Annotated in this window: 22 protein-coding genes; 8 read left to right on the top strand and 14 right to left on the bottom strand. The window is 54.5% G+C overall.

Annotated features, from left to right (window positions below; genetic code table 11):
• Positions 1-317 precede the first annotated feature (317 nt).
• The gene (gene gmhB, locus DEU53_RS14820) at positions 318-878 is read right to left on the bottom strand and encodes a D-glycero-beta-D-manno-heptose 1,7-bisphosphate 7-phosphatase (RefSeq protein ID WP_110867583.1); all 561 of its coding nucleotides are present in this window, start codon (positions 876-878) and stop codon (positions 318-320) included.
• A gap of 187 nt (positions 879-1,065) precedes the next feature.
• Between gmhB and metN the strand changes: the two genes are divergently transcribed.
• The 6 genes from metN (at position 1,066) to proS (ending at position 6,638) form a co-directional block, all read left to right on the top strand.
• Positions 1,066-2,097: a methionine ABC transporter ATP-binding protein MetN gene (metN, locus tag DEU53_RS14815; RefSeq protein WP_101762027.1), complete on the top strand. Its 1,032-nt coding sequence runs from the start codon at positions 1,066-1,068 to the stop codon at positions 2,095-2,097.
• Complete coding sequence (locus tag DEU53_RS14810) at positions 2,090-2,743, top strand: methionine ABC transporter permease MetI (protein WP_101762028.1); 654 nt, start codon at positions 2,090-2,092, stop codon at positions 2,741-2,743. Before metN ends, DEU53_RS14810 begins: the two co-directional genes overlap by 8 nt.
• A 37-nt stretch (positions 2,744-2,780) precedes the next feature.
• The gene (locus DEU53_RS14805; RefSeq protein WP_110867582.1) at positions 2,781-3,596 is read left to right on the top strand and encodes a MetQ/NlpA family lipoprotein; all 816 of its coding nucleotides are present in this window, start codon (positions 2,781-2,783) and stop codon (positions 3,594-3,596) included.
• A 129-nt stretch (positions 3,597-3,725) separates the two neighbouring features.
• Positions 3,726-4,127 carry an Rcs stress response system protein RcsF gene (gene rcsF, locus DEU53_RS14800; protein ID WP_101762030.1) on the top strand — a complete coding sequence of 134 codons (402 nt, stop codon included), beginning with the start codon at positions 3,726-3,728 and terminating at the stop codon, positions 4,125-4,127.
• Positions 4,124-4,831: a tRNA (N6-threonylcarbamoyladenosine(37)-N6)-methyltransferase TrmO gene (tsaA, locus tag DEU53_RS14795; protein ID WP_110867581.1), complete on the top strand. Its 708-nt coding sequence runs from the start codon at positions 4,124-4,126 to the stop codon at positions 4,829-4,831. The genes rcsF and tsaA overlap by 4 nt, the downstream gene beginning before the upstream one ends.
• Before the next feature lie 88 nt (positions 4,832-4,919).
• Complete coding sequence (gene proS, locus DEU53_RS14790; RefSeq protein ID WP_110867580.1) at positions 4,920-6,638, top strand: proline--tRNA ligase; 1,719 nt, start codon at positions 4,920-4,922, stop codon at positions 6,636-6,638.
• Between the two features lie 30 nt (positions 6,639-6,668).
• Here the strand turns inward: proS and arfB are convergent, their stop codons facing one another.
• Positions 6,669-7,079 carry an alternative ribosome rescue aminoacyl-tRNA hydrolase ArfB gene (arfB, locus tag DEU53_RS14785; RefSeq protein WP_101762033.1) on the bottom strand — a complete coding sequence of 137 codons (411 nt, stop codon included), beginning with the start codon at positions 7,077-7,079 and terminating at the stop codon, positions 6,669-6,671.
• A 214-nt stretch (positions 7,080-7,293) separates the two neighbouring features.
• Here arfB and DEU53_RS14780 point away from each other — a divergent pair, with 214 nt between their 5' ends.
• Both DEU53_RS14780 and rof read left to right on the top strand, forming a co-directional pair.
• A complete protein-coding gene (locus tag DEU53_RS14780; RefSeq protein ID WP_036622231.1) occupies positions 7,294-7,494 on the top strand; it encodes a YaeP family protein in 201 nt (66 codons plus the stop codon).
• Positions 7,481-7,744, top strand: a complete 264-nt coding sequence (gene rof / locus DEU53_RS14775) for a Rho-binding antiterminator (RefSeq protein ID WP_101762034.1) — start codon at positions 7,481-7,483, stop codon at positions 7,742-7,744. The genes DEU53_RS14780 and rof overlap by 14 nt, the downstream gene beginning before the upstream one ends.
• Positions 7,745-7,783: 39 nt before the next feature.
• On the opposite strand, the gene DEU53_RS14770 is transcribed toward rof, so the two are convergent.
• The 12 genes from DEU53_RS14770 to DEU53_RS14715 all read right to left on the bottom strand — a co-directional run bounded on the left by DEU53_RS14770 (position 7,784) and on the right by DEU53_RS14715 (position 21,677).
• Positions 7,784-8,092: a cytochrome c gene (locus DEU53_RS14770; protein ID WP_101762035.1), complete on the bottom strand. Its 309-nt coding sequence runs from the start codon at positions 8,090-8,092 to the stop codon at positions 7,784-7,786.
• 14 nt (positions 8,093-8,106) lie between these two features.
• Complete coding sequence (gene tilS, locus DEU53_RS14765) at positions 8,107-9,408, bottom strand: tRNA lysidine(34) synthetase TilS (RefSeq protein WP_110867579.1); 1,302 nt, start codon at positions 9,406-9,408, stop codon at positions 8,107-8,109.
• A 54-nt stretch (positions 9,409-9,462) separates the two neighbouring features.
• Positions 9,463-9,852, bottom strand: a complete 390-nt coding sequence (locus tag DEU53_RS14760; RefSeq protein WP_110867578.1) for a VOC family protein — start codon at positions 9,850-9,852, stop codon at positions 9,463-9,465.
• A gap of 75 nt (positions 9,853-9,927) precedes the next feature.
• Complete coding sequence (locus DEU53_RS14755) at positions 9,928-12,078, bottom strand: lysine decarboxylase LdcC (RefSeq protein ID WP_110867577.1); 2,151 nt, start codon at positions 12,076-12,078, stop codon at positions 9,928-9,930.
• Between the two features lie 375 nt (positions 12,079-12,453).
• Positions 12,454-13,413 (bottom strand): acetyl-CoA carboxylase carboxyl transferase subunit alpha, encoded by a 960-nt coding sequence (gene accA / locus DEU53_RS14750; protein ID WP_101762038.1) that lies wholly within the window; start codon positions 13,411-13,413, stop codon positions 12,454-12,456.
• Between the two features lie 12 nt (positions 13,414-13,425).
• Positions 13,426-16,908 (bottom strand): DNA polymerase III subunit alpha, encoded by a 3,483-nt coding sequence (gene dnaE / locus DEU53_RS14745; protein WP_110867576.1) that lies wholly within the window; start codon positions 16,906-16,908, stop codon positions 13,426-13,428.
• 31 nt (positions 16,909-16,939) lie between these two features.
• Positions 16,940-17,566, bottom strand: coding sequence for a ribonuclease HII (gene rnhB / locus DEU53_RS14740; RefSeq protein WP_110867575.1), 627 nt, complete (start codon positions 17,564-17,566; stop codon positions 16,940-16,942).
• Complete coding sequence (gene lpxB, locus DEU53_RS14735; RefSeq protein WP_101762041.1) at positions 17,559-18,707, bottom strand: lipid-A-disaccharide synthase; 1,149 nt, start codon at positions 18,705-18,707, stop codon at positions 17,559-17,561. Before lpxB ends, rnhB begins: the two co-directional genes overlap by 8 nt.
• Before the next feature lie 3 nt (positions 18,708-18,710).
• On the bottom strand, positions 18,711-19,499 hold the full coding sequence (gene lpxA, locus DEU53_RS14730) for an acyl-ACP--UDP-N-acetylglucosamine O-acyltransferase (RefSeq protein WP_101762042.1): 789 nt from the start codon (positions 19,497-19,499) through the stop codon (positions 18,711-18,713).
• A gap of 3 nt (positions 19,500-19,502) precedes the next feature.
• Complete coding sequence (gene fabZ / locus DEU53_RS14725) at positions 19,503-19,958, bottom strand: 3-hydroxyacyl-ACP dehydratase FabZ (RefSeq protein WP_007893924.1); 456 nt, start codon at positions 19,956-19,958, stop codon at positions 19,503-19,505.
• Positions 19,959-20,147: 189 nt separating this feature from the next.
• Positions 20,148-21,173 carry a UDP-3-O-(3-hydroxymyristoyl)glucosamine N-acyltransferase gene (gene lpxD / locus DEU53_RS14720; RefSeq protein ID WP_110867574.1) on the bottom strand — a complete coding sequence of 342 codons (1,026 nt, stop codon included), beginning with the start codon at positions 21,171-21,173 and terminating at the stop codon, positions 20,148-20,150.
• Positions 21,174-21,176: 3 nt separating this feature from the next.
• Positions 21,177-21,677, bottom strand: a complete 501-nt coding sequence (locus DEU53_RS14715; protein ID WP_007893920.1) for an OmpH family outer membrane protein — start codon at positions 21,675-21,677, stop codon at positions 21,177-21,179.
• Positions 21,678-21,745 lie beyond the last annotated feature (68 nt).

The raw sequence follows: 21,745 nt of genomic DNA, 5'->3' as shown, positions 1-21,745 counted from the left end.
TTTTTGCGTCCGGAGACGCGGATATCAATCCTGCGAGTGCCCACACAGATTGTCTGATAAATTGTTAAAGAGCGTTGCGAACAGCGGCTGAACCGTCTGTCGCGAGGTGGCGTATACTACGCTACTCTCCTTCGGAGTCAAACACTTTTTTCAGCGTTTTCATCCGGCGGGATGAATTTCTTCACTCCCTGCCGAGCCGTCTGCGTTGCCGCTTTGCCGTCTCAGTGGTGGCGCATTATAGGGAGTTATTCGGAGCTGACAAGTGCAAATTTCAAGTTTTTTGCTGTTCGCTTGAAATTTGCGCAAAAGACCCGTTTTCAGGCCTTTTTGATGCGTGCTGGCAGCTCTGCCAGACTGTTAATCACCCAATCCGCCACTGCTTCCCCTTCTGCCGTTACCGGCTTGCCACTACGCACCAGCACTTTGGTACCCACCCCCGCTGCTAACGCCGCCTGCATATCTTCTAATTTGTCGCCTACCATATAAGAAGAAGCCATATCGATATCCAGATGCTGCTGCGCGGAGAGCAACATGCCCGGCTGCGGCTTACGGCAATCACACTGCTGGCGATACGCTTCTACCGTGGCATCTGGCAAATGCGGACAGAAATAGATGCCATCCAAATCAACATCACGATCGGCCAGCGACCAATCCATCCATTCTGTGAGTTGCATAAACTGGTCTTCGGTAAACATGCCACGCGCAATGCCCGACTGGTTAGTCACCAGTACCAGCGCATAGCCCATCTTCTTTAACGCCTGTAGCGCTTCGATGGTGCCATCAATGAATTCGAAATTATCGATTTCATGAACATAGCCGTGATCAACATTCAATGTGCCATCACGATCAAGAAAAATAGCCGGTACTTTGTTCGCCACGTAGAAACTCCTGCTGAAAATGTGTCGCTAAGTATCGCATGATTGCGTATAGCGAGAGAATGGCAGTTTGAATGACTTCCATTGATTTAGCCGTCTGGATGCCTTAACATCCATCCAAATTTCGCACAGCCCTGCTGAGTGAAGCCCGATACACCACGGACTATGCAACACGATAATAAATAAACTAATGATTAAACTCGAAAATATCACCAAAGTGTTCCAGCAAGGCTCACGCACCATTCAGGCGCTATCCAACGTCAGCCTGCACGTGCCTGCTGGACAGATCTACGGCGTCATCGGTTCCTCCGGTGCCGGTAAAAGTACCCTGATTCGCTGCGTCAATCTGCTGGAGCGCCCAACCTCCGGACGCGTGCTGGTTGATGGCCAGGAATTAACCACCCTTTCTTCTGGCCAATTGACGCTGGCACGCCGCCAGATTGGCATGATTTTCCAGCACTTTAATCTGATGAACTCCCGCACCGTCTCCGGTAACGTGGCGCTGCCATTAGAGTTAGGCAATCTTTCGCGCGAACAGATAAAGAAGCGCGTTAGCGAATTGCTGGATCTGGTGGGATTATCTGACAAGCATGATAGCTGGCCAGCGAATCTCTCTGGCGGACAAAAGCAGCGTGTTGCGATTGCCCGCGCACTGGCGAGCAATCCTAAGGTGCTGCTGTGTGATGAAGCCACCAGCGCACTGGATCCTGCAACCACGCGTTCGATTCTGGAGCTGCTTAAGGACATTAACCGTCGTCTGGGCATTACCATTCTATTGATCACCCATGAAATGGATGTGGTGAAACGCATCTGCGATCAGGTTGCGGTGATCAGCAATGGTGAGTTAATTGAAAAAGACAGCGTGAGCGAAGTGTTTTCGCATCCGAAAACGCCGCTGGCGCAACAATTCATTCAATCGACGCTGCATCTGGATATCCCCGACGACTACCAGCAACGCATGGCGCCACAGCCAACAGCTGATAGCGTGCCGCTGCTGCGTCTCGAGTTCACCGGCAAATCGGTGGATGCTCCGCTACTGTCAGAATCGGCTCGCCGCTTTAACGTTAATAACAACATCATCAGTGCGCAGATGGATTACGCCGGCGGCGTGAAGTTCGGCATCATGCTGGCTGAGATGGATGGCAGTGAAACAGATACACAAGCCGCGATTGCCTGGCTGAAAGAAAATCATGTGAAAGTAGAGGTGTTGGGTTATGTCTGAAGCGATGATGTGGTTACTGACGCGTGGCGTCTGGGAAACGCTGATGATGACCTTCGTCTCTGGTTTCTTTGGTTTTGTCCTCGGTCTTCCGATTGGCGTGCTGCTGTATGTGACGCGTCCCGGCCAGATTCTGGCCAACAACGCGCTTTATCGCGTGCTGTCCGCGCTGGTGAATATCTTCCGTTCGATTCCGTTCATTATCCTGCTGGTATGGATGATTCCATTCACTCGCGCCATTGTCGGCACCTCGATTGGCCTGCAAGCCGCGATTGTGCCGCTAACCGTCGGCGCCGCGCCGTTTATTGCACGTATGGTGGAAAACGCCCTGCTGGAACTGCCAACCGGATTGATCGAAGCATCTCGCGCCATGGGCGCCACGCCGCTGCAGATCGTGCGTAAAGTCCTGCTGCCGGAAGCGCTGCCAGGTCTGGTGAATGCCGCTACAATTACCCTGATTACGCTGGTTGGCTACTCCGCAATGGGCGGAGCGGTTGGCGCAGGCGGTTTGGGCCAGATTGGCTATCAATACGGTTACATTGGCTATAACGCCACCGTAATGAACACCGTGCTGGTTTTGCTGGTTGTGCTGGTCTATTTAATCCAATTCTGTGGCGACCGCATTGTACGTGCTGTGTCCCATAAGTAAGCAAGCAACATCAATAGTCCTCTATTAAGGAAAGGATATGTCTTTTACATTTAAAAAGATTGCCGCTGTGGGTGCTCTGATTGGCGCAATTGCGCTGGCAGGATGCGATCAGAAAGCAAAAGATCCAAACCACATTAAAGTGGGTGTGATTGTCGGCGCTGAACAGCAGGTTGCTGAAACTGCAGTGAAAGTGGCGAAAGAAAAATATGGCCTCGACGTTGAGCTGGTGACCTTTAACGATTACGTGCTGCCAAACGAAGCGCTGAGCAAAGGTGATATTGACGTTAACGCCTTCCAGCACAAGCCGTATCTGGATCAGCAGATCAAAGATCGCGGTTACAAGCTGGCCATCGTAGCGAACACCTTCGTTTACCCAATCGCCGGCTACTCGAAGAAAATCAAATCACTGGATGAACTGCAGGACGGTTCACAGGTTGCTATCCCGAACGATCCAACCAACCTGGGACGTTCACTGTTGCTGCTGCAGAAAGTCGGCCTGATCAAACTGAAAGATGGCGTTGGCCTGCTGCCAACCTCACTGGATATCACTGAGAACCCGAAAAAGCTGAAGATCGTTGAGCTGGAAGCGCCGCAGCTGCCACGTTCACTTGACGATCAGCAGATCGCACTGGCGGTGATCAACACCACGTACGCCAGCCAGATTGGTCTGACGCCAGCGAAAGATGGCATCTTCGTGGAAGACAAAGATTCACCTTACGTGAACCTGATTGTTAGCCGCGAAGACAACAAAGACGCTGAGAACGTGAAGAAGTTTGTGCAGGCGTACCAATCAGACGAAGTGTCTGAAGCGGCCAACAAGATCTTCAACGGCGGCGCAGTGAAAGGCTGGTAATATTCACCTTTCATGCCTTGCAGGGCGGCTTCGGCCGCCCTTTCTTTTGCCATAAATTGCACCTGACTTGTTATTTATTGTCGTCCTTGTTTCAATAACGCCACTTTTTTATTACTTGAGGATGTTGCCATGCGTTTTTTACCGCTCTGCTTGTTAGCATTGATGCTAACCGGGTGTGTGCGCGAATATCACCCGATAAGCAGTGCTCCTTCTCGTCCGCAACAGGCATCCAGCGAACCACAACGTAAACCGACTCCACGTCCCGCGCCGGTGAAGATCTACACCGATGCGACCGATCTGGTCAGCAACCCGTTCCGCGATTTGGGCGAAGTCTCTGCTGAAGATTGCCAGAGCAGCAGCCAGGATTCGCCTCCTAACATCAACACCGCGCGCAAGCGCCTGCAGATTCGCGCAGCCGGCATGAAAGCCAACGCCGTCCTGCTGCATAAGTGCGAAATTGTCACCAGCACGCCGGGATGCTATCGCCAGGCCATTTGCCAGGGCTCCGCACTGAAAGTATCAAATCAATGAGTGAGTTTGCCTTTGCGCAAATCGGCGTAATTCGTTCGCCGTGGAAAGAGAAGTTTGCCGTCCCGCGCCAGCCCGGTCTGGTGCAGGATGGCGGCGGCGAGCTGCATCTGCTACCACCTTACAATCAGCCGGAAGCGGTGCGCGGGCTGGAAGCGTTTAGTCATTTGTGGGTGCTGTTTGTGTTCCACCAAACGATGGAAGGTGGCTGGCGTCCGACCGTGCGTCCCCCGCGCCTCGGTGGCAATGCGCGTATGGGCGTGTTTGCCACCCGTTCAACCTTCCGCCCCAATCCTATCGGCATGTCGCTGGTTGAGTTAAAAGGCATTCGCTGCGAGAAGCAGCAGGTGATCTTGCAGCTCGGCAGCCTCGATTTAGTCGATGGCACGCCGGTGGTGGATATCAAACCTTATCTGCCGTTCGCCGAAGCGCTGCCTGATGCGCGCGCCGGGTTTGCGCAGGCGGCGCCTGATGCCACCATGCCGGTGCGCTTTTCGCCGCTGGCGCAGAGCCAGCTTCAGCTACAGCAGAAAACCCATCCGCAGCTAGCGCGTTTCATTAGCGAAGTGCTGGCACAGGATCCGCGCCCGGCTTACCGTAAAGGTGAGACGGAAGATCGTGAATATGCCGCCTGGCTACTCGCCTTTAACGTGCGCTGGCGCATTGATGAGGCAGGAACCGAGGTGATCGCCCTCGATCCCCGTTAAAACCCGCTTTTGAGTGATTGATCTCGCTGGTACACTAGCCGCCAGAAAAATTTGTCAGTTTCCTTCCGTATAACTGGAATCGTAATCAATGCGTACTACTCAATATCTGCTCTCCACTCTGAAGGAGACACCTTCCGATGCAGAAGTGATCAGCCACCAGCTGATGCTGCGCGCCGGCATGATCCGCAAACTGGCTTCCGGTCTCTACACCTGGTTGCCGACCGGGATTCGCGTGCTGCGAAAAGTTGAAAACATCGTGCGTGAAGAGATGAACAACGCCGGTGCGATTGAGATCTCCATGCCGGTGGTTCAGCCTGCCGATCTGTGGGAAGAGAGCGGCCGTTGGGAGCAATACGGCCCGGAACTGCTGCGCATTAAAGATCGTCACGAACGTCCCTTCGTGCTGGGTCCAACCCACGAAGAAGTGGTCACCGATTTGATCCGCAACGAGCTGAGCTCTTATAAACAGCTGCCGCTCAATCTGTATCAGATCCAGACCAAATTCCGCGATGAAGTGCGCCCGCGTTTTGGTGTGATGCGTTCACGCGAGTTCATTATGAAAGATGCTTACTCGTTCCACACCACGCAGGAATCGCTGCAGGAAACCTACGACGCGATGTACCGCGCCTACAGCCAGAGCTTCAGCCGTATGGGCCTGGATTTCCGCGCCGTACAAGCTGACACCGGTTCTATCGGCGGCAGCGCATCACATGAATTCCAGGTGCTGGCGCTGAGCGGTGAAGATGACGTGATCTTCTCCAGCGAATCTGATTACGCGGCCAACATTGAGAAAGCCGAAGCCTTAGCGCCGGCTGGCGAGCGTCCGCAGGCCACAGAAGCCATGACGCAGTTCGATACGCCAAACGCCAAAACTATCGCCGAGCTGGTTGAGCAACATCAGTTGCCGATTGAGAAAACCGTTAAGACGCTGTTCGTCAAAGCCACCGAAGAGAGCGGCCACACGCTGGTTGCCCTGCTGCTGCGCGGCGATCATCAGCTGAACGAAATTAAAGCGGAGAAGCTGGATATCGTCGCTGAACCGCTGGAGATGGCGAGCGAAGAACAGATTCGCGCGCTGCTGGGTGCCGGTCCAGGCTCGCTCGGCCCGGTCGGTTTGACCATGCCAGTGATCGCCGATCGTACTGTGGCAAAAACAGCTGACTTCTGCGCGGGTGCCAACATTGATGGCAAACACCTGAGCGGCATCAACTGGGGCCGCGATCTGCCAGAACCGCGCGTGGAAGATATCCGTAACGTGGTGGAAGGCGATCCAAGCCCAGACGGCAAAGGTACGCTGCTGATTAAACGCGGTATCGAAGTGGGCCACATCTTCCAGCTGGGTACCAAGTACTCCGAAGCGATGAAAGCAGCGGTTCAGGGCGAAGATGGTCGTAACCAGGTGATGACCATGGGCTGTTACGGCATCGGTATTACGCGCGTTGTGGCGGCGGCAATTGAGCAGAACAACGACGAACGTGGCATCATCTGGCCTGCGGCATTGGCACCGTTTGAAGTGGCAATTCTGCCAATGAATATGCACAAATCTTTCCGTGTGCAGCAGTTGGCTGAAGAGCTGTACAACACGCTGCGTGCCAAAGGCATTGACGTGATTCTGGATGACCGTAAAGAGCGTCCAGGCGTGATGTTCGCGGATATGGAGCTGATTGGCGTGCCGCACACCATCGTAATTGGCGATCGTAATCTCGATAACGAAGAGATTGAGTACAAGGCGCGTACCGCCAGCGAGAAGCAGATGATTAAGCAACATGACATCGTCGACTTCCTGGTGAAAGCACTCAACAAGTAACGCTAAAACGCCTCCAGCCGGAGGCGTTTTTTATTGCACCTTTCCGCGCATCGCCTTCACGTTACTGCGCCGCGTTTTACCTTCCAGCCGCCTCACTTTAGAGCCGTGCGTCGGTTTGGTCGCACGCCGCACTTTTTCCACCGTGGTTAACTCCCGAATCAGATTTATCAGCCGCTGCACGGCCGCTTCCCGATTCATTTCCTGGCTGCGATGTTCCTGTGCTTTGATGATCACCACGCCTTCCGCGGTAATCAAATGATGGCTTGCCGCCAGCAGCCGCTCTTTATAAAACGGCGGCAGCGATGAGGCATGAATATCAAATCGCAGGTGAATCGCCGTCGACGTTTTATTCACATGCTGGCCACCGGCACCTTGCGCACGGATGGCACTGAGTTCCACTTCATTATCTGCAAGTGAAAGCGATCGAGACAGCACAATCATCTGTCACCTACCGTTTGGCTCGACGTTGCGTCGCGTAATAACCTGTTCATCAACTTAACCTTTTGTGCGCACGCTGAATGCATAAGACCAGCGCGAAATGTCACTTTTGCCCATTTGCTTGCATCATTCCCGTGACGACCGGGCTGATTTCGATGAAATTCCTGTGATATAGTCGCCTATCATCCAGAGTATCAACTCTGCTGAGGAGGTGTATGTGCAAAAGTATTGTGAGTTAGTTCGCCAGAAGTATGCCGAAATTGGTAGCGGCGACCTTGGGTATGTGCCAGACGCCATAGGTTGTGCGTTGAAGGCTCTCAACGATATTGCCGCTGATTCTGCGCTAAACTCTTCTCTCAGGGAACAAGCAGCGTATGCCGCTGCAAACTTATTGGTGAGCGACTATGTTGACGAATGAAGCCTACAAACCCATCAACTGCGATGATTACGACAACCTTGAACTCGCCTGCCAAAAACACTGGACGCTGTCGTTAGAGTTAAAAAACGGCGATCAGCTCAAGGCCAAAGCCGTGGACATGGTCTCACGTAAAAACGTCGAGTACCTTGCCGTCGATCTCTCAGGCGAGACCCGTGAAGTGCGGCTCGACCACATCGCCAGCTTCACACATCCGGAGCTGGGCACCGTCGTCGTCAGCGAAGACGAGTAAAACCTCTCTCGGGCGGGAATCACATCCCGCCCACCTCGCTTAAGGTTTTAACGAACTGTAATACGCCGATAAATCTGCCATATCCTGATCGCTCAATCCCGCTACAAACGCTTTCATCACTTCCGCCTGGCCGCCGCTCCGCTCGCCTTTTTTATAGGCTTGCAGTGAATGCAGCAGATAAGGCGCATGTTGCCCGGCCAGATTGGGATAAAGCGGCACCGCGCTTTTGCCCTCCGCACCGTGACACGCCATACAGCTTGCCGCTTTTTGCGCGCCCGCATTCACATCGCCGTCGGCCAACGCCGGCAGCGCCGCAGCGAATAACGCCGCGGCCATCCAAAGTTTCATCATTGCTCTCCATTTTATTGTTGTGGTGACCAGATCGCCTGCCAGCCTTGTTCGTTGCTGGCTGCGCCTTCGCGGGTAATAAACAGCCCCGGCGCGCTAATTAACGTCTGGTTAAAATAAATCAACGGAATACGTTCGCGCTGCCAGGGCGCAACGCCCAGCTCTTGCCACAGCTTCTTCATCTCGCGGCCACCTGCGCGCCCCTGTATATGATAATAACCCTGCGCCTGGAAGCGGATCGTGATCGCTTCATCCGCTGCAGGCTGGCGCAGCTCGGCAATCCACGCATTCGCGTGCAGCGAACCTAAACCGGCGGGTAAATTAAGCGGCTGCGTGCGGTCTTGCCAGGTTAGCAAGTGCTGACTAAGTGAAGGCTGCGGCGGTAACCAATAGAGTTGCTGGCGATAGCGGCGCAGCTCAAAAGCGCCGAAACGCAAACAAGGTTTGGCATCTTCACGGCTGTTGATGACTTCATCGGTGATACGTTTTAATGCCTCGCGCGAAGGCATCGCGCCGCCCTGTTGAGCAATCCAACGGCGTAACAGCGCATGACGCCGCGCTTCGCTCATGTTCATTAACGGCGGGAAGTGCAGCGCGCCCTGTGCATCGCTAAGCTGCGCCAGCTGTTCCGCCAGCAACTCGTCGAGCAGTTGCTCCTGCTCGCCACAGAGCGCGGCGCTGCGTGCACTGGCGGCACTGAAGTGCGGCCAGCGCGCCTGCAGCTGCGGCAGAATCTGCTGACGCAGGAAGTTGCGGTCATAGCGGCTATCGGCGTTGCTTTCATCTTCAATCCAGCGCAGTTGATGCTCGGTAGCATAGTTTTCCAGCTGCTGACGGCTAACGTCGAGCAACGGACGCAGATGCCGATGTTCACCCACGCTGCGCTGCAGCGGCATCGCGGCCAAACCCGCCGGTCCGCTGCCGCGTTTTAACGCCAGCAGCAGCGTTTCCGCCTGATCGTCAAGGTGCTGAGCGGTAAGTAAGTGTTCACCGGGTTGCAGATGCTGAAACAGCGCCTGATAGCGTGCTTCGCGGGCAGCCGCTTCAATGCCGTTGGCGCGGCCATCAACCTGCACATGCAGCACTTCACAGGGAATCTGCCACTGCTGGCAAACTTGCTGGCAATGCAGCGCCCAGCTATCGGCATTCGGGCTAAGACCATGATGGACGTGTAACGCGCGCACGCGTAGCGCTGGCTGCTGAAGTTGCCAGCAGACCAATTGATGCAGTAGCACGGTGGAATCAAGTCCGCCGCTGAACGCCAGCACATAGCCAGCGTCGGGTGTCAGCAGCGAAGCAAGATGAGATAAAGACATGAGCGCGTTCCGTCCGGGCGAGCCACCGAATTGCGGCTCGCGGCGGACGCTAGTTTACGCCTGATACAGCTCCAGCGGCAAACCATCCGGATCGGGGAAGAAGGTGCAGGCTTTACCGGTTAACGCATCGATACGAATCGGCTCACACGTCACGCCCTTCTCCGCCAGCGCCGCTATGGACTGCTCAACATCCTCAACGCAAAACGCCAGATGACGCAGGCCGCAGGCTTCCGGTCCACTAACGCGTGGCGGCGGCGAGGGGAAAGAGAACAGTTCGATGGTATAAATCCCATTCAGGCCAAGATCGCCTTTCCACGAGTCACGCTCGGCGCGGTAATATTCACCCAACAATTCAAAGCCCAGCACATCACAATAAAACGCCTTACTGCGCTGATAATCGGTAGCAATAATGGCGATGTGATGGATCTGTTTAATTTGCAGCATAGCGACTCCGGTTTTCACACAAGCCGCTTACCCTACGTGGCAAATGCGGCGATGAAAAGAGGTGATTGTCCTAAGTTAGCCTTCGTCATCTTCACGCAATACGCGCACCAGATAACGCCCATCGTCCGTCAACGTCGCACCGTGAATGTCGGTCTCGAAGCCGGGATAGTGCCGGCCGATGGTGCAGAGCATCAGCAGAAAATCGAGTACGGAACGGCTCTCTTCGGTGATCATCTCGCCCGGCATCACCACCGGCACGCCAGGCGGATACGGCAGAATCATGTTGGCGGAAATGCGCCCCACCAGCTCGCGAATATCCACCGTTTCCACCTGACCTTTTACCTGGCGCTGAAACGCCTGATGCGGCGTCATTTTCATCTCCGGCAGCACGTCGAACGCTTTCAACATCAGGCGCGGCAGATCATGTTGCAGGATCAATTGATGAATGCCCTGCGCCAGCGTTTGAATGCGCATGTTGCGGTAGAAGTCGGGATCTTCAGCATAGAGATCCGGCAGCATATTTTTCACCCGCAGGTTGAGATCGTATGCGCGCTTAAACTCCGTCAGCCCACGCAGCACGCTCATCGCTTTGGTTTTATCGATGCCGATGCTGAACAGGAACAGCAGATTGTATGGCCCGGTTTTCTCCACCACGATGCCGCGCTGATCGAGGAACTTCGCCACCAGCGCGGCTGGGATGCCCTCTTCCGCCATGGTACCGAGCTCGCTCATGCCCGGCGTCAGAATGGTGACTTTGATCGGATCGAGATACATATGATCGCGATCGGCATGGGTGAAACCGTGCCAATCCTCCTCGCCCGGCTGGATCGGCCAGCATTCGGCTTGATCGACCTGCTCCGGCTGCCAGATATCAAAGAACCAGCCGTCAGACTCTTCCCGCAAGCGTTGAATCTCACGACGGAAATGCAGCGCACGCTCAACCGAGCGGTTGATCAGTCGCTTACCCGGATTGCCGCGCAGCATCGCCGCCGCGGTTTCAATCGACGAGACAATCGCGTAGCTCGGCGAGGTGGTGGTGTGCATCATGTAGGCTTCGTTAAAGGTGTGCTCGTCGTAATCGCCTTTGATGTGAATCAGCGAAGCCTGCGAGAACGCCGCTAACAGTTTGTGCGTCGATTGCGTTTCATAAATCACTTTGCCGGAAATACGATCACCGCTCATGCCGCTTTTACCGGCATAAATCGGATGGAAATTGGTGTACGGCACCCACGCAGAATCAAAGTGGATCGATGGCACATCCAGCGTCTGTTTGATGAACTGCGTGTTGTACAGCAGGCCATCGTAGGTTGAGTTGGTGATCACCGCATGCACTGGCCAGCTGGCACGCGGCGTGGCGTTGACCTTTTGCTGGATGCTGTCACGCGTAAACTCGCGCTGCGGAATGCCGCCCAGAATGCCCAGTGCGTTGCGCGTCGGTTTCAGCCAGATTGGGATGATGTCGCTCATCATAAGCAAATGGGTCAGCGATTTATGGCAGTTACGGTCGATCAGCACCGTGCTACCCGATGGAGCCGCATACATGCCGACGATTTTGTTCGAGGTCGAGGTGCCGTTAGTCACCATGTAGCTTTGCTCAGCGCCAAAGGTGCGCGCAACGTACTCCTCCGCTTCCAGATGCGGGCCGGTGTGATCGAGCAATGAACCCAATTCCGTGACCGAGATCGAGACATCCGCTTTTAAGGTGTTCGAGCCAAAGAAGTCATAAAACAGGCTGCCCACCGGGCTTTTCTGGAAGGCGCTGCCGCCCATGTGACCCGGCGTGCAGAAGGTGTATTTGCCCTCTTTGACGTAGGTGAACAACGCTTTAGTTAGCGGCGGCGTGATGTTATCGATGTACTCATCGGTGTACTGACGAATATGCAGCGCGATGTCATCGGCAGCGCTCAGGGCATACTCGAAGAAGTGCAGCGCCATGCGCATCTCGTTGATGCTGACATCCATCTGCGAATGGGTGTTGATGAAGGCATAGAGCGGCAGATATTCATTAAGCTGATTGATGTCGCTACACAGCGCCAGACTGTAATCGTCCCAGTCAAAAATCACACCGCAGATACGCGGATTGTGTTCAATCAACTTCAGCAGGTCGCTGGCATTATTGGGGTAAACGGTTTGGAAGCCTTGCAGCTTGAGGGCAGCATCCAGTTCGCGAATAGGCTCATCTTTGTAGAAAGCGCCGTGCGGTCCCATGATCGCAATAATATTCAATGCTCACCTCCTGTGGTGTTGTGGCACTGAATAAGGATAGCGAAAACCGCGCGCGGATAAACCTGGAATGCTCTGCTGTTGAGTGATTGCAACCGAATGCTAATGCACCAGAAAAGCCACGATCAAGCCAAAGGGGACAGGAAAGACCAGCCCGAAGAGCAAAGCGTCCGAGCCATGGATGGCGAGGCCGATCTGCATGGATGCAGTTATTCTTTGCGATCGGGCTGGTCTTTTCTGGACCTTGCACCGGAGTCACAGCGAAATCGTCGAACCAGGTAGCCATGGATGGCTACCCTACGGATGCCTGATCAGAATGGTGTTCGTTCGACATAAAAAAAGCGGACCGGAGTCCGCTTCTTGCTTAGCTCTGATGTATCAAGCGTAGCCGTAGTTCATCAGGCGCTGATAGCGACGGTTGAGCAACTCTTCGGTGCTCAGCACATCGAGATCGGCCAGATCCGCCAGCAGTTGCTGCTTAAGAGAAGCCGCCATATCTACCGGCTGACGATGCGCGCCGCCCAGCGGCTCAGGAATGATGGAATCGATCAGCTTCAGCTCTTTCAAACGCTCAGCTGTGATACCCATCGCTTCGGCAGCCAGCGGTGCTTTGTCGGCGCTTTTCCACAGGATCGACGCACAACCTTCCGGTGAAATCACCGAATAGGTGCTGTACTGCAGCATGTTGACTTTGTCGCCCACGCCGATTGCCAGCGCACCACCGGAACCGCCTTCGCCGATTACGGTACAAATTACCGGAATTTTCAGGCCAGACATTTCACGCAGGTTGCGTGCGATCGCTTCTGACTGACCGCGCTCTTCTGCACCCACGCCCGGATAAGCTCCCGGCGTATCGATGAAGGTGATCAGCGGCATCTTAAAGCGTTCAGCCATTTCCATCAGACGCAGCGCTTTGCGATAGCCTTCTGGTGCCGGCATACCGAAGTTACGACGAATTTTCTCTTTGGTTTCGCGACCTTTCTGATGACCAATGATCATCACTGGACGACCGTCAAGACGGGCAATACCGCCGACAATCGCTTTATCATCGGCATAAGCACGATCGCCAGCCAGTTCGTCGAAATCATCAAACGCGTTTCGGATATAGTCCAGTGTATAAGGACGCAGCGGATGACGCGCGAGTTGCGCCACTTGCCATGCGCCTAAATCGGAGAAGATTTTACGGGTCAGCTCAACGCTTTTTTCGCGTAAACGCTGCACTTCCTCATCCAAATTAATATCGTGTTTCTCATCCGAACGGCCAATCGATTTTAACGAGTCGATTTTCGCTTCAAGCTCTGCGATTGGCTGTTCAAAATCCAGGTAATTAAGACTCATAATGTTCCTGTTTTAGTCAAACTCCAGTTCCACCTGCTCCGATCCTACTAACGACCGCAAATCGTTGAGTAAACGATCGCTGGGCGAAATACGCCACGCTGCACCAAAGCGTAGCTTCGCTCGCGCATCGGCTCTCTGATAGTAGAGATGCACCGGAATGGTCCCGGAACGATGAGGCTCCAAAGACTGGCGGAGACGGTTTAAAAGCTGGTCATCAATTTGCCTGTCCGTCAGCGAGATAGCAAGTCCGCGCGCGTATTTTTCCCGCGCTTCGTCGATGTCCATCACTTCTCGAGCGGTCATTTTAAGGCCACCGCTAAAGTCATCAAAGCTGACCTGTCCACTGACGATCAGGATACGGTCCTTCTCCAGCAACTGCTGGTATTTATCTAACGCATCGGTAAATAACATCACTTCAAGACGACCAGAACGATCGTCAATGGTACAAATACCAATTCGGTTACCGCGTTTAGTGACCATCACGCGGGCGGCAATCACCAGCCCCGCCGCGACGGTTACTTTACCACGATCTGTCGGATGCATGTCTTTCAGCCGCATGCCGCCGACGTAACGCTCAATTTCTTTCAAATACTGGTTAATCGGATGTCCGGTAAGATAGAGACCCAAAGTCTCTCGTTCGCCATCCAGTTGAATTTGTTCCGGCCACGGCGTGATGCTGGCGTAGGATTTCTCTACCTGCTCTGGCTCTTCGGCCAGCACGCCAAACATATCGGCCTGGCCGATGGCTTCGGCTTTAGCATGCTGATCGGCCGCTTTTAATGCATCGCCGAGTGCACTCATCAAAGCCGCGCGATGCGGGCCGAGACGATCGAATGCGCCCGACATGATCAGTTTTTCCATTACGCGACGGTTGATCTTTTTGGTGTCGGTGCGCGCACAGAGATCAAACAGCTCTTTGAAGTAGCCGCCTTCATTACGCGCATCAATGATCGCTTCGATCGGGCCCTCACCCACGCCTTTGATCGCGCCGATGCCGTAAACGATCTCGCCTTCGTCATTGACGTGAAACGGATACAAACCGGAGTTGATGTCTGGCGGCAGCACTTTAAGGCCCATGCGCCAGCATTCGTCGACCAGACCAACCACTTTCTCGGTGTTATCCATATCGGCGGTCATTACGGCCGCCATAAATTCTGCCGGATAGTGCGCTTTCAGCCACAACGTTTGATAGGAAACCAGCGCGTAAGCGGCGGAGTGCGACTTGTTAAAGCCATAACCGGCGAACTTCTCTACCAGATCGAAGATTTTCATCGACAGTTCACCGTCGACGCCCATCTTCTCCGCACCGTCCTGGAACACCGAACGCTGCTTCGCCATCTCTTCGGGTTTCTTTTTACCCATCGCACGACGTAACATATCTGCGCCGCCCAGCGTATAGCCGGACAGCACCTGAGCGATCTGCATCACCTGTTCCTGATACAGAATGATGCCGTAGGTTGGCTCCAGCACCGGTTTCAGGGTTTCGTGCTGCCACTGAATATCCGGATACGAAATCTCTTCGCGACCGTGCTTACGGTCGATAAAGTTATCTACCATGCCCGATTGCAGCGGTCCCGGACGGAACAGCGCCACCAGTGCGATCATATCTTCGAAGCAGTCAGGCTTCAGACGTTTGATCAGATCTTTCATACCGCGCGATTCAAGCTGGAACACTGCCGTGGTTTCCGAGCGCTGCAGCATGTCGAAGCTTTTCTTGTCATCCAGCGGGATGGCGGCGATATCAATCGGTGGCAAACCCTGCTTTTCACGGCGCGGGTTAATCATCTTCAGCGCCCAGTCGATGATGGTAAGCGTACGCAGGCCGAGGAAGTCAAACTTCACCAGCCCGGCATATTCCACGTCATTCTTATCAAACTGGGTAACCGGGAATTGCCCGTTTTCATCGCAGTACAGCGGCGCAAAATCGGTGATTTTGGTCGGCGAGATCACCACACCACCGGCGTGTTTACCGGCGTTACGCGTGACACCTTCCAGTTTGCGCGCCATGTCGATCAGCGCTTTCACCTCTTCATCAGCCTCGTAGATCTCCGGCAGCTGCGGTTCAGCCAGGAAGGCTTTCTCCAGCGTCATGCCCGGATCCGGCGGGATCAGTTTCGAGATACGATCAACAAAACCGTACGGATGACCGAGTACGCGTCCCACATCGCGGATGACCGCTTTCGCCGCCATGGTACCGAAGGTGATGATCTGCGATACCGCATCGCGTCCATACATATCGGCCACGTGATCGATCACCTGATCGCGCTTCTCCATGCAGAAGTCAACGTCAAAGTCAGGCATCGAAACACGTTCCGGGTTCAGGAAACGTTCGAACAGCAGGTCAAACTCCAGCGGATCGATATCGGTGATTTTCAGCGCATACGCCACCAATGAACCGGCACCCGAACCGCGGCCTGGGCCGACGGGAATACCGTTGTCCTTCGACCACTGGATAAACTCCATCACGATCAGGAAGTAGCCCGGGAAGCCCATCTGGTTGATAACAGTGAGTTCAATCTCCAGACGTTCATCATATTCCACGCGTTTTTCTGCGCGCACCGCCGGATCCGGGAAGAGGAATTCCATACGCTCTTCCAGGCCTTCACGTGACTTCGCCACGAGGAAGTCTTCAGTGCTCATGTCACCGGTGGGGAACTGCGGCAGGAAATATTCGCCGAGGCGCACCGTCACGTTACAGCGCTTAGCAATCTCTACGCTATTTTCCAGCGCTTCCGGAATGTCCGAGAACAGCTCGCACATCTCCTCTTCACTGCGCATATATTGCTGAGGACTGTAGTTGCGTGGACGCTTGGGATCGTCCAGCGTATAGCCGTCATGAATCGCGACGCGGATTTCATGCGCATCAAAATCTTCTTCATTCAGGAAGCACACTTCGTTGGTGGCAACGACGGGAATGCCTTCGGCCACCGCCAGCTCGACGGCGGCATGCAGATACGCTTCTTCATCGGCGCGACCGGTGCGCATCAATTCCAGGTAATAACGATTCGGGAAGTGTTCCTGATAAAAGCTCAAACACTGCGCTACCATCGCGCTATTGCCGCGCAGCAGACTGCGGCCCACGTCGCCGCGACGTCCGCCAGACAGCAGAATCAGGCCTTCGCCCAGCTCCAGCAGCCAGTCGCGATCGATGATTGGGCCCGCAATGCCGTAACCGCGCTGATATGCACGTGAAATCAGCAAGGTCAGGTTTTGATAACCGGTGTTATTGGCCGCCAGCAGCGTTAACTGTGTCAGCTCATCGCCCATCAATTCGCTGGCAACCTGGAAGTCAGCACCAATAATCGGCTTGATCCCCGCGCCGTGTGCGCTACCGTAAAAACGCACCAGCCCGCACAGGTTGATGTAATCGGTAATAGCAATCGCCGGCATGCCCAGCGCAGCCGCCTTCTTGACTAAGGGTCCGGTTTTCGCCAGACCATCAACCATGGAGTAATCACTGTGGACGCGCAGATGTATAAAACGAGGTTCAGCCATATCAGTTTCCGGTTAAAACAGCGTCAGGCTATTAAAGCGTAGTTGGCTGGCGGGCTGCCAGCACATCGGCATCAATCAAGGCGTTACGCACCGGCGCAAAGCTGCGACGATGATGAGGTGTGGCGCCGTGCTGCGTCAGCTTTTCCATGTGCAGCGCGGTTGGGTAGCCTTTGTGTTGCGCAAAGCCATATTGCGGGAACAGCAGATCCAGTTCGGCCATTTCACGATCGCGCGTGACTTTGGCGATGATCGAGGCAGCACTGATCGCTTGCACCAGGCTATCACCCTTCACCACCGCCTGCGAGGGCATCGGCAGCGCCGGGCAACGGTTACCATCAATCAGTACGAAGTCCGGTACAATTTGCAAACCCGCGACCGCGCGCTGCATCGCCAGCATGGTAGCGTGCAGAATATTGAGCTGATCGATCTCCTCTGGCTCGGCACGACCAAGGCTCCAGGCCAGCGCCTTCTCTTTGATCTCGTCATACAGCGCCAGACGACGCTTCTCGGAGAGCTTTTTCGAGTCGGCCAGTCCTGCTATCGGGTTGGCGGGATCGAGGATCACCGCCGCCGTGACCACGGCGCCAACCAGCGGGCCGCGCCCTACTTCATCAACGCCAGCAATCCGCTGCGCGTTGGGATAGATAAATTCAGCCATTGATAATCTCCAGTACCGCATCCGCCGCCTGCTCATCGGCATTCCAGCGAATCTGTTGATGCAGTTCGGTGAAGGTTTTCAGTAGCGCTTCGCGCTCCGGGCCAGCGTGCAGTAACGGCTCCAGCGCCGCGGCGAGCGCGTCAGGCTGGCATTCGTCCTGCAGCAACTCTTTCACCAGCTCGCGACCGGCCAGCAGATTTGGCAAGGAAACGTACGGCGTTTTTACCAGACGTTTTGCCAGCCAGAAGGTCGACGGCTTCATGCGATAACCGACCACCATCGGGCATTTCGCCAGCATGCACTCCAGCGCGGCGGTGCCAGACGCAAGAATAGCGGCATCGCTGGCCAGCATCGCCTGACGGCCTTTGCCATCCAGCAAATGCATCGGCAGTTCTGGCGCAACTTGCGCTTTGATCTGCTCAAACTGCGCGCGGCGTTTGGCGTTCACCAGCGGCACCACGATTTCCAGCGTGGGATAGCGCTGACGCAGCAGCTGCGCGGCGCGCAGGAAATCGGCGCTGAGCATTTCCACTTCGGCACCGCGACTGCCCGGCAACAAGCCAAGGCAAATCGCCTCGTCAGCAATGCCTAACTCCCGGCGCGCCGCCAGCTTATCGGGCTGCAGCGGCATCGCATCAGCCATAGTGTGGCCGATAAAGCGGCACGGCACGTTAAAACGATCGTAGAACGCTTTTTCAAACGGCAGAAATGCCAGCACCAGATTGGTGTTGCGGCCGATTTTGAAAACGCGCTTTTGACGCCACGCCCAAACGGAAGGGCTGACGTAATGAATGGTGCGAATGCCCGCGCGCTTGAGGCGGCCTTCCAATGTGATGTTGAAATCCGGCGCATCAATGCCCACGAAGACATCCGGCTTGAGTTCGGTGAAGCGCTGCGTCAGGTCACGACGAATTTTCAGCAGACGCCGCAGGCGTCCCAGCACTTCGACGATGCCCATCACCGCCAGCTCTTCCATCTCATACCAGGCTTCGCAGCCTTCGGCCTGCATCAGCGGACCGGCCACGCCAACAAAGCGCGCATCAGGATGGCGCGCTTTTAACGCACGGATGAGACCTGCACCAAGAATATCGCCGGAGGTTTCTCCGGCGACCAGGGCAATCGTTAGGGGACGCGCTGACATGGATTAACGAATCAATCCACGCGTTGAACGGGCAAAGAAGTCATAGAAAGGCTGCACTTCGCTGTGTTGTTTCGCCAGCTCTTCAATCTCTGGTTTCACTTCATCCAGCGTTTTGCCGCTGCGGTACAGCAGTTTGTACGCGTTGCGAATGGCATGCAGCGCTTCTTTGCTAAAGCCGCGACGCTTCAGACCTTCGATGTTGATACCGTATGGCGTTGCGTGGTTGCCCTGCGCAATGACATAAGGCGGCACATCCTGCGCGACGCCTGAACAACCGCCAACCATCACGTGAGCACCAATGGTGCACCACTGATGTACCGCCGTCATGCCGCCGATAATCGCAAAATCATCAACGGTGACGTGACCGCCCAGCGTGGCATTGTTAGCAAAGATGCAGCGATTGCCGATCACGCAGTCATGCGCGATGTGAGCATTCACCATCAGCAGATTATCGCTGCCGACCTTGGTCACATTGCCGCCCTGCGTAGTGCCACGATGAATGGTGACGCTCTCGCGGATGCGGTTGCGATCGCCAATTTCAACGCGCGTCGGTTCGCCCGCATATTTCAGGTCCTGATTCACTTCACCGATGGAAGCGAACTGGTAGATCTGATTGTCTTTGCCGATACGCGTGTGGCCGTTCACCACCACGTGCGATTTGAGTACGGTTCCTTCACCAATTTCCACATTAGCGCCGATAAAGCAAAACGGGCCGATGTGAACATTGGCGCCGATGACGGCACCCTCTTCAATGACAGAACTGGGATGGATATTGGCGGTTGAATCAATCACTTATTATGCCTCCCGGCTACGGGCACACATCATGGTCGCTTCACAGACAATTTTGCCGTCCACGGTCGCCACGCCTTTAAAGCGCGTCAGACCACGACGGGTTTTCTCGAAGGTCACTTCCATGATCATCTGATCGCCCGGCACAACCGGACGTTTGAAACGGGCTTCATCGATACCAGCGAAGTAATAGAGTTCGCCTGGTTCCAGTTTCCCAACGCTTTTGAACGCCAGAATACCGGTCGCTTGCGCCATCGCTTCCAGGATCAGAACGCCTGGGAAAATCGGCTTACCAGGGAAATGTCCCTGGAAAAACGGTTCGTTAACAGAAACGTTCTTCACCGCGCGCAGATATTTATGCTCTTCAAAATCCAGCACGCGATCAACCAGCAAGAAAGGATAGCGGTGTGGCAACAGTTCTAAAATCTCTTCAATTTTCAGAGTATGCGTTTCAGTAGTCAAAATACTCTTCCTGTCCTAAAAATCTGATGGCATCAATAACACGGCCTGCACCGATCAAAATGATCTTCCGCAGGCCGCAAATTAGTTCGGGGCGTTTCGCTTTCTTACGATACCTGCTGCCATTCTCGGGTTACCGAAGGTGGAAGAAAGTACACTTCTTGTTATGAAAGCAAGTAGCGTGGGATGCGTTTAGTCGTCTTTACCGACCTTACGTTCGATGGCTTTTAAGCGTTTGCTTATTTCATCGATGTTCATCACCAGCGCTGCTGTTTTACGCCAGGTTTTGTTGGGTTGCAGTGGAATACCCGACGAATATACGCCTGGCTCTGTGATCGGGCGCATTACCATGCCCATGCCCGTTACGGTCACTTTGTCACAGATTTCCATATGGCCGTTAATGACGCTGGCGCCGCCAATCATACAGTAACGTCCAATCTTCAGACTACCCGCCATGATCACACCACCCGCAACAGCGGTGTTATCACCAATCACGACGTTATGCGCAATCTGACACTGGTTATCTATGATAACACCATTGCCGATCAGAGTGTTATCCAGCGCGCCGCGATCGATGGTAGTACAGGCACCAATTTCAACCCGATCACCAATCACGACGGTACCCAGCTGCGGGATTTTCACCCAATTGCCGCGATCGTTAGCATACCCGAAACCATCAGCACCAATGACGGTGCCGGACTGAATCAGACAATCCTGACCAATCTGGATTTCGTGATAAATCGTGACGTTAGCCCACAAACGTGAGCCGCGACCGATACGCGTCTGCTTACCAACAAAACATCCTGCGCCAATAACGACGTCGTCACCCAGCTCTACGCCAGACTCGATCACCGCATTTGCGCCTACCGAAACGTTGTTACCCAGCTTAGCCGTTGCATCGATCACCGCGCTGGGCGCGATATTCTGCGCGGGCTGCGGCGTTGTGTCCAGCAGTTGTGCCATGCGGGCATAAGTCAGGTAAGGATTTTTCACCACCAGGGCGGCCGTTTTACACCACTCCAGATCCGCTTCCGTCAGCACCACGGCTGAAGCCTGGATAGTAGCGAGCTGCTCGCGGTAGCGGCTGTTTGCAAGAAAAGTGATTTGGCCAGTTGTGGCGGATTGCATAGAAGCAATGCCGGAGATGACGATATCGCCATCTCCGTGCAATTCTGCATCCAACTGCTGGGCTAAATCAGCCAGTCGAATTGATGACATCAATTATTTAACCTGTTTTACAACGTCAGCAGTGATGTCTTTAGCATCAGAAGAAGAGTACAGCACGGCCTGAGAGTCCAGAACCAGATCGTAACCTTCGCTTTTCGCTACAGACTGAACAGCGGTCTGGATTTTAGCCAGCAGCTTGTTACGCTCCTGCATCTGACGAGTTTGGTTGTCTTTGTCAAAAGCCTGTGCTTTTTGTTCAAAGGCAGCACGCTCAGAAGAGATTTGCTTCTCTTTCTTGGTGCGGTCGCTCGCTTTCATGGTCGATGCATTACGCTGCAGATCCTGAATTTCTTGCTGGATCTTCTGCTGCTGAGACTGGAGGTCAGAGGCGCGGCTCTGGAATTCACCTTCAAGCTGTTTAGCAACAGCGGCACGCTGCGGAGACTGCTGGAAAACCTGGCTCAGGTTTACGACGGCAACTTTATCAGCCGCTTGGGCACCCGCAGAAGCAGCTAATGCAACACCCAGAGCAGCAGCACAGAACAACTTTTTCACTATAAACTCCTTACCTCAACGTGTGTGTTTGCAGCGTGCCGCATTATCAGGCAGCACGCGTGCAAGAC

This window comes from Pantoea sp. AG1095, from assembly GCF_003208415.1.
Taxonomy (GTDB): Bacteria; Pseudomonadota; Gammaproteobacteria; order Enterobacterales; family Enterobacteriaceae; genus Pantoea; species Pantoea leporis.
Note: the sequence above shows the minus strand (reverse complement) of the source record. Positions and strands in the feature narration are given on the sequence as shown.

Excerpts from the sequence above, each read along its gene's own strand:
- metN (WP_101762027.1), top strand. The coding sequence starts at position 1,066 with ATGATTAAACTCGAAAATATCACCAAAGTGTTCCAGCAAGGCTCACGC.
- DEU53_RS14810 (WP_101762028.1), top strand. The coding sequence starts at position 2,090 with ATGTCTGAAGCGATGATGTGGTTACTGACGCGTGGCGTCTGGGAAACG.
- DEU53_RS14805 (WP_110867582.1), top strand. The coding sequence starts at position 2,781 with ATGTCTTTTACATTTAAAAAGATTGCCGCTGTGGGTGCTCTGATTGGC.
- rcsF (WP_101762030.1), top strand. The coding sequence starts at position 3,726 with ATGCGTTTTTTACCGCTCTGCTTGTTAGCATTGATGCTAACCGGGTGT.
- tsaA (WP_110867581.1), top strand. The coding sequence starts at position 4,124 with ATGAGTGAGTTTGCCTTTGCGCAAATCGGCGTAATTCGTTCGCCGTGG.
- proS (WP_110867580.1), top strand. The coding sequence starts at position 4,920 with ATGCGTACTACTCAATATCTGCTCTCCACTCTGAAGGAGACACCTTCC.
- arfB (WP_101762033.1), bottom strand. The coding sequence starts at position 7,079 with ATGATTGTGCTGTCTCGATCGCTTTCACTTGCAGATAATGAAGTGGAA.
- rof (WP_101762034.1), top strand. The coding sequence starts at position 7,481 with ATGTTGACGAATGAAGCCTACAAACCCATCAACTGCGATGATTACGAC.
- DEU53_RS14770 (WP_101762035.1), bottom strand. The coding sequence starts at position 8,092 with ATGAAACTTTGGATGGCCGCGGCGTTATTCGCTGCGGCGCTGCCGGCG.
- tilS (WP_110867579.1), bottom strand. The coding sequence starts at position 9,408 with ATGTCTTTATCTCATCTTGCTTCGCTGCTGACACCCGACGCTGGCTAT.
- DEU53_RS14760 (WP_110867578.1), bottom strand. The coding sequence starts at position 9,852 with ATGCTGCAAATTAAACAGATCCATCACATCGCCATTATTGCTACCGAT.
- accA (WP_101762038.1), bottom strand. The coding sequence starts at position 13,413 with ATGAGTCTTAATTACCTGGATTTTGAACAGCCAATCGCAGAGCTTGAA.
- dnaE (WP_110867576.1), bottom strand. The coding sequence starts at position 16,908 with ATGGCTGAACCTCGTTTTATACATCTGCGCGTCCACAGTGATTACTCC.
- rnhB (WP_110867575.1), bottom strand. The coding sequence starts at position 17,566 with ATGGCTGAATTTATCTATCCCAACGCGCAGCGGATTGCTGGCGTTGAT.
- lpxB (WP_101762041.1), bottom strand. The coding sequence starts at position 18,707 with ATGTCAGCGCGTCCCCTAACGATTGCCCTGGTCGCCGGAGAAACCTCC.
- lpxD (WP_110867574.1), bottom strand. The coding sequence starts at position 21,173 with ATGTCATCAATTCGACTGGCTGATTTAGCCCAGCAGTTGGATGCAGAA.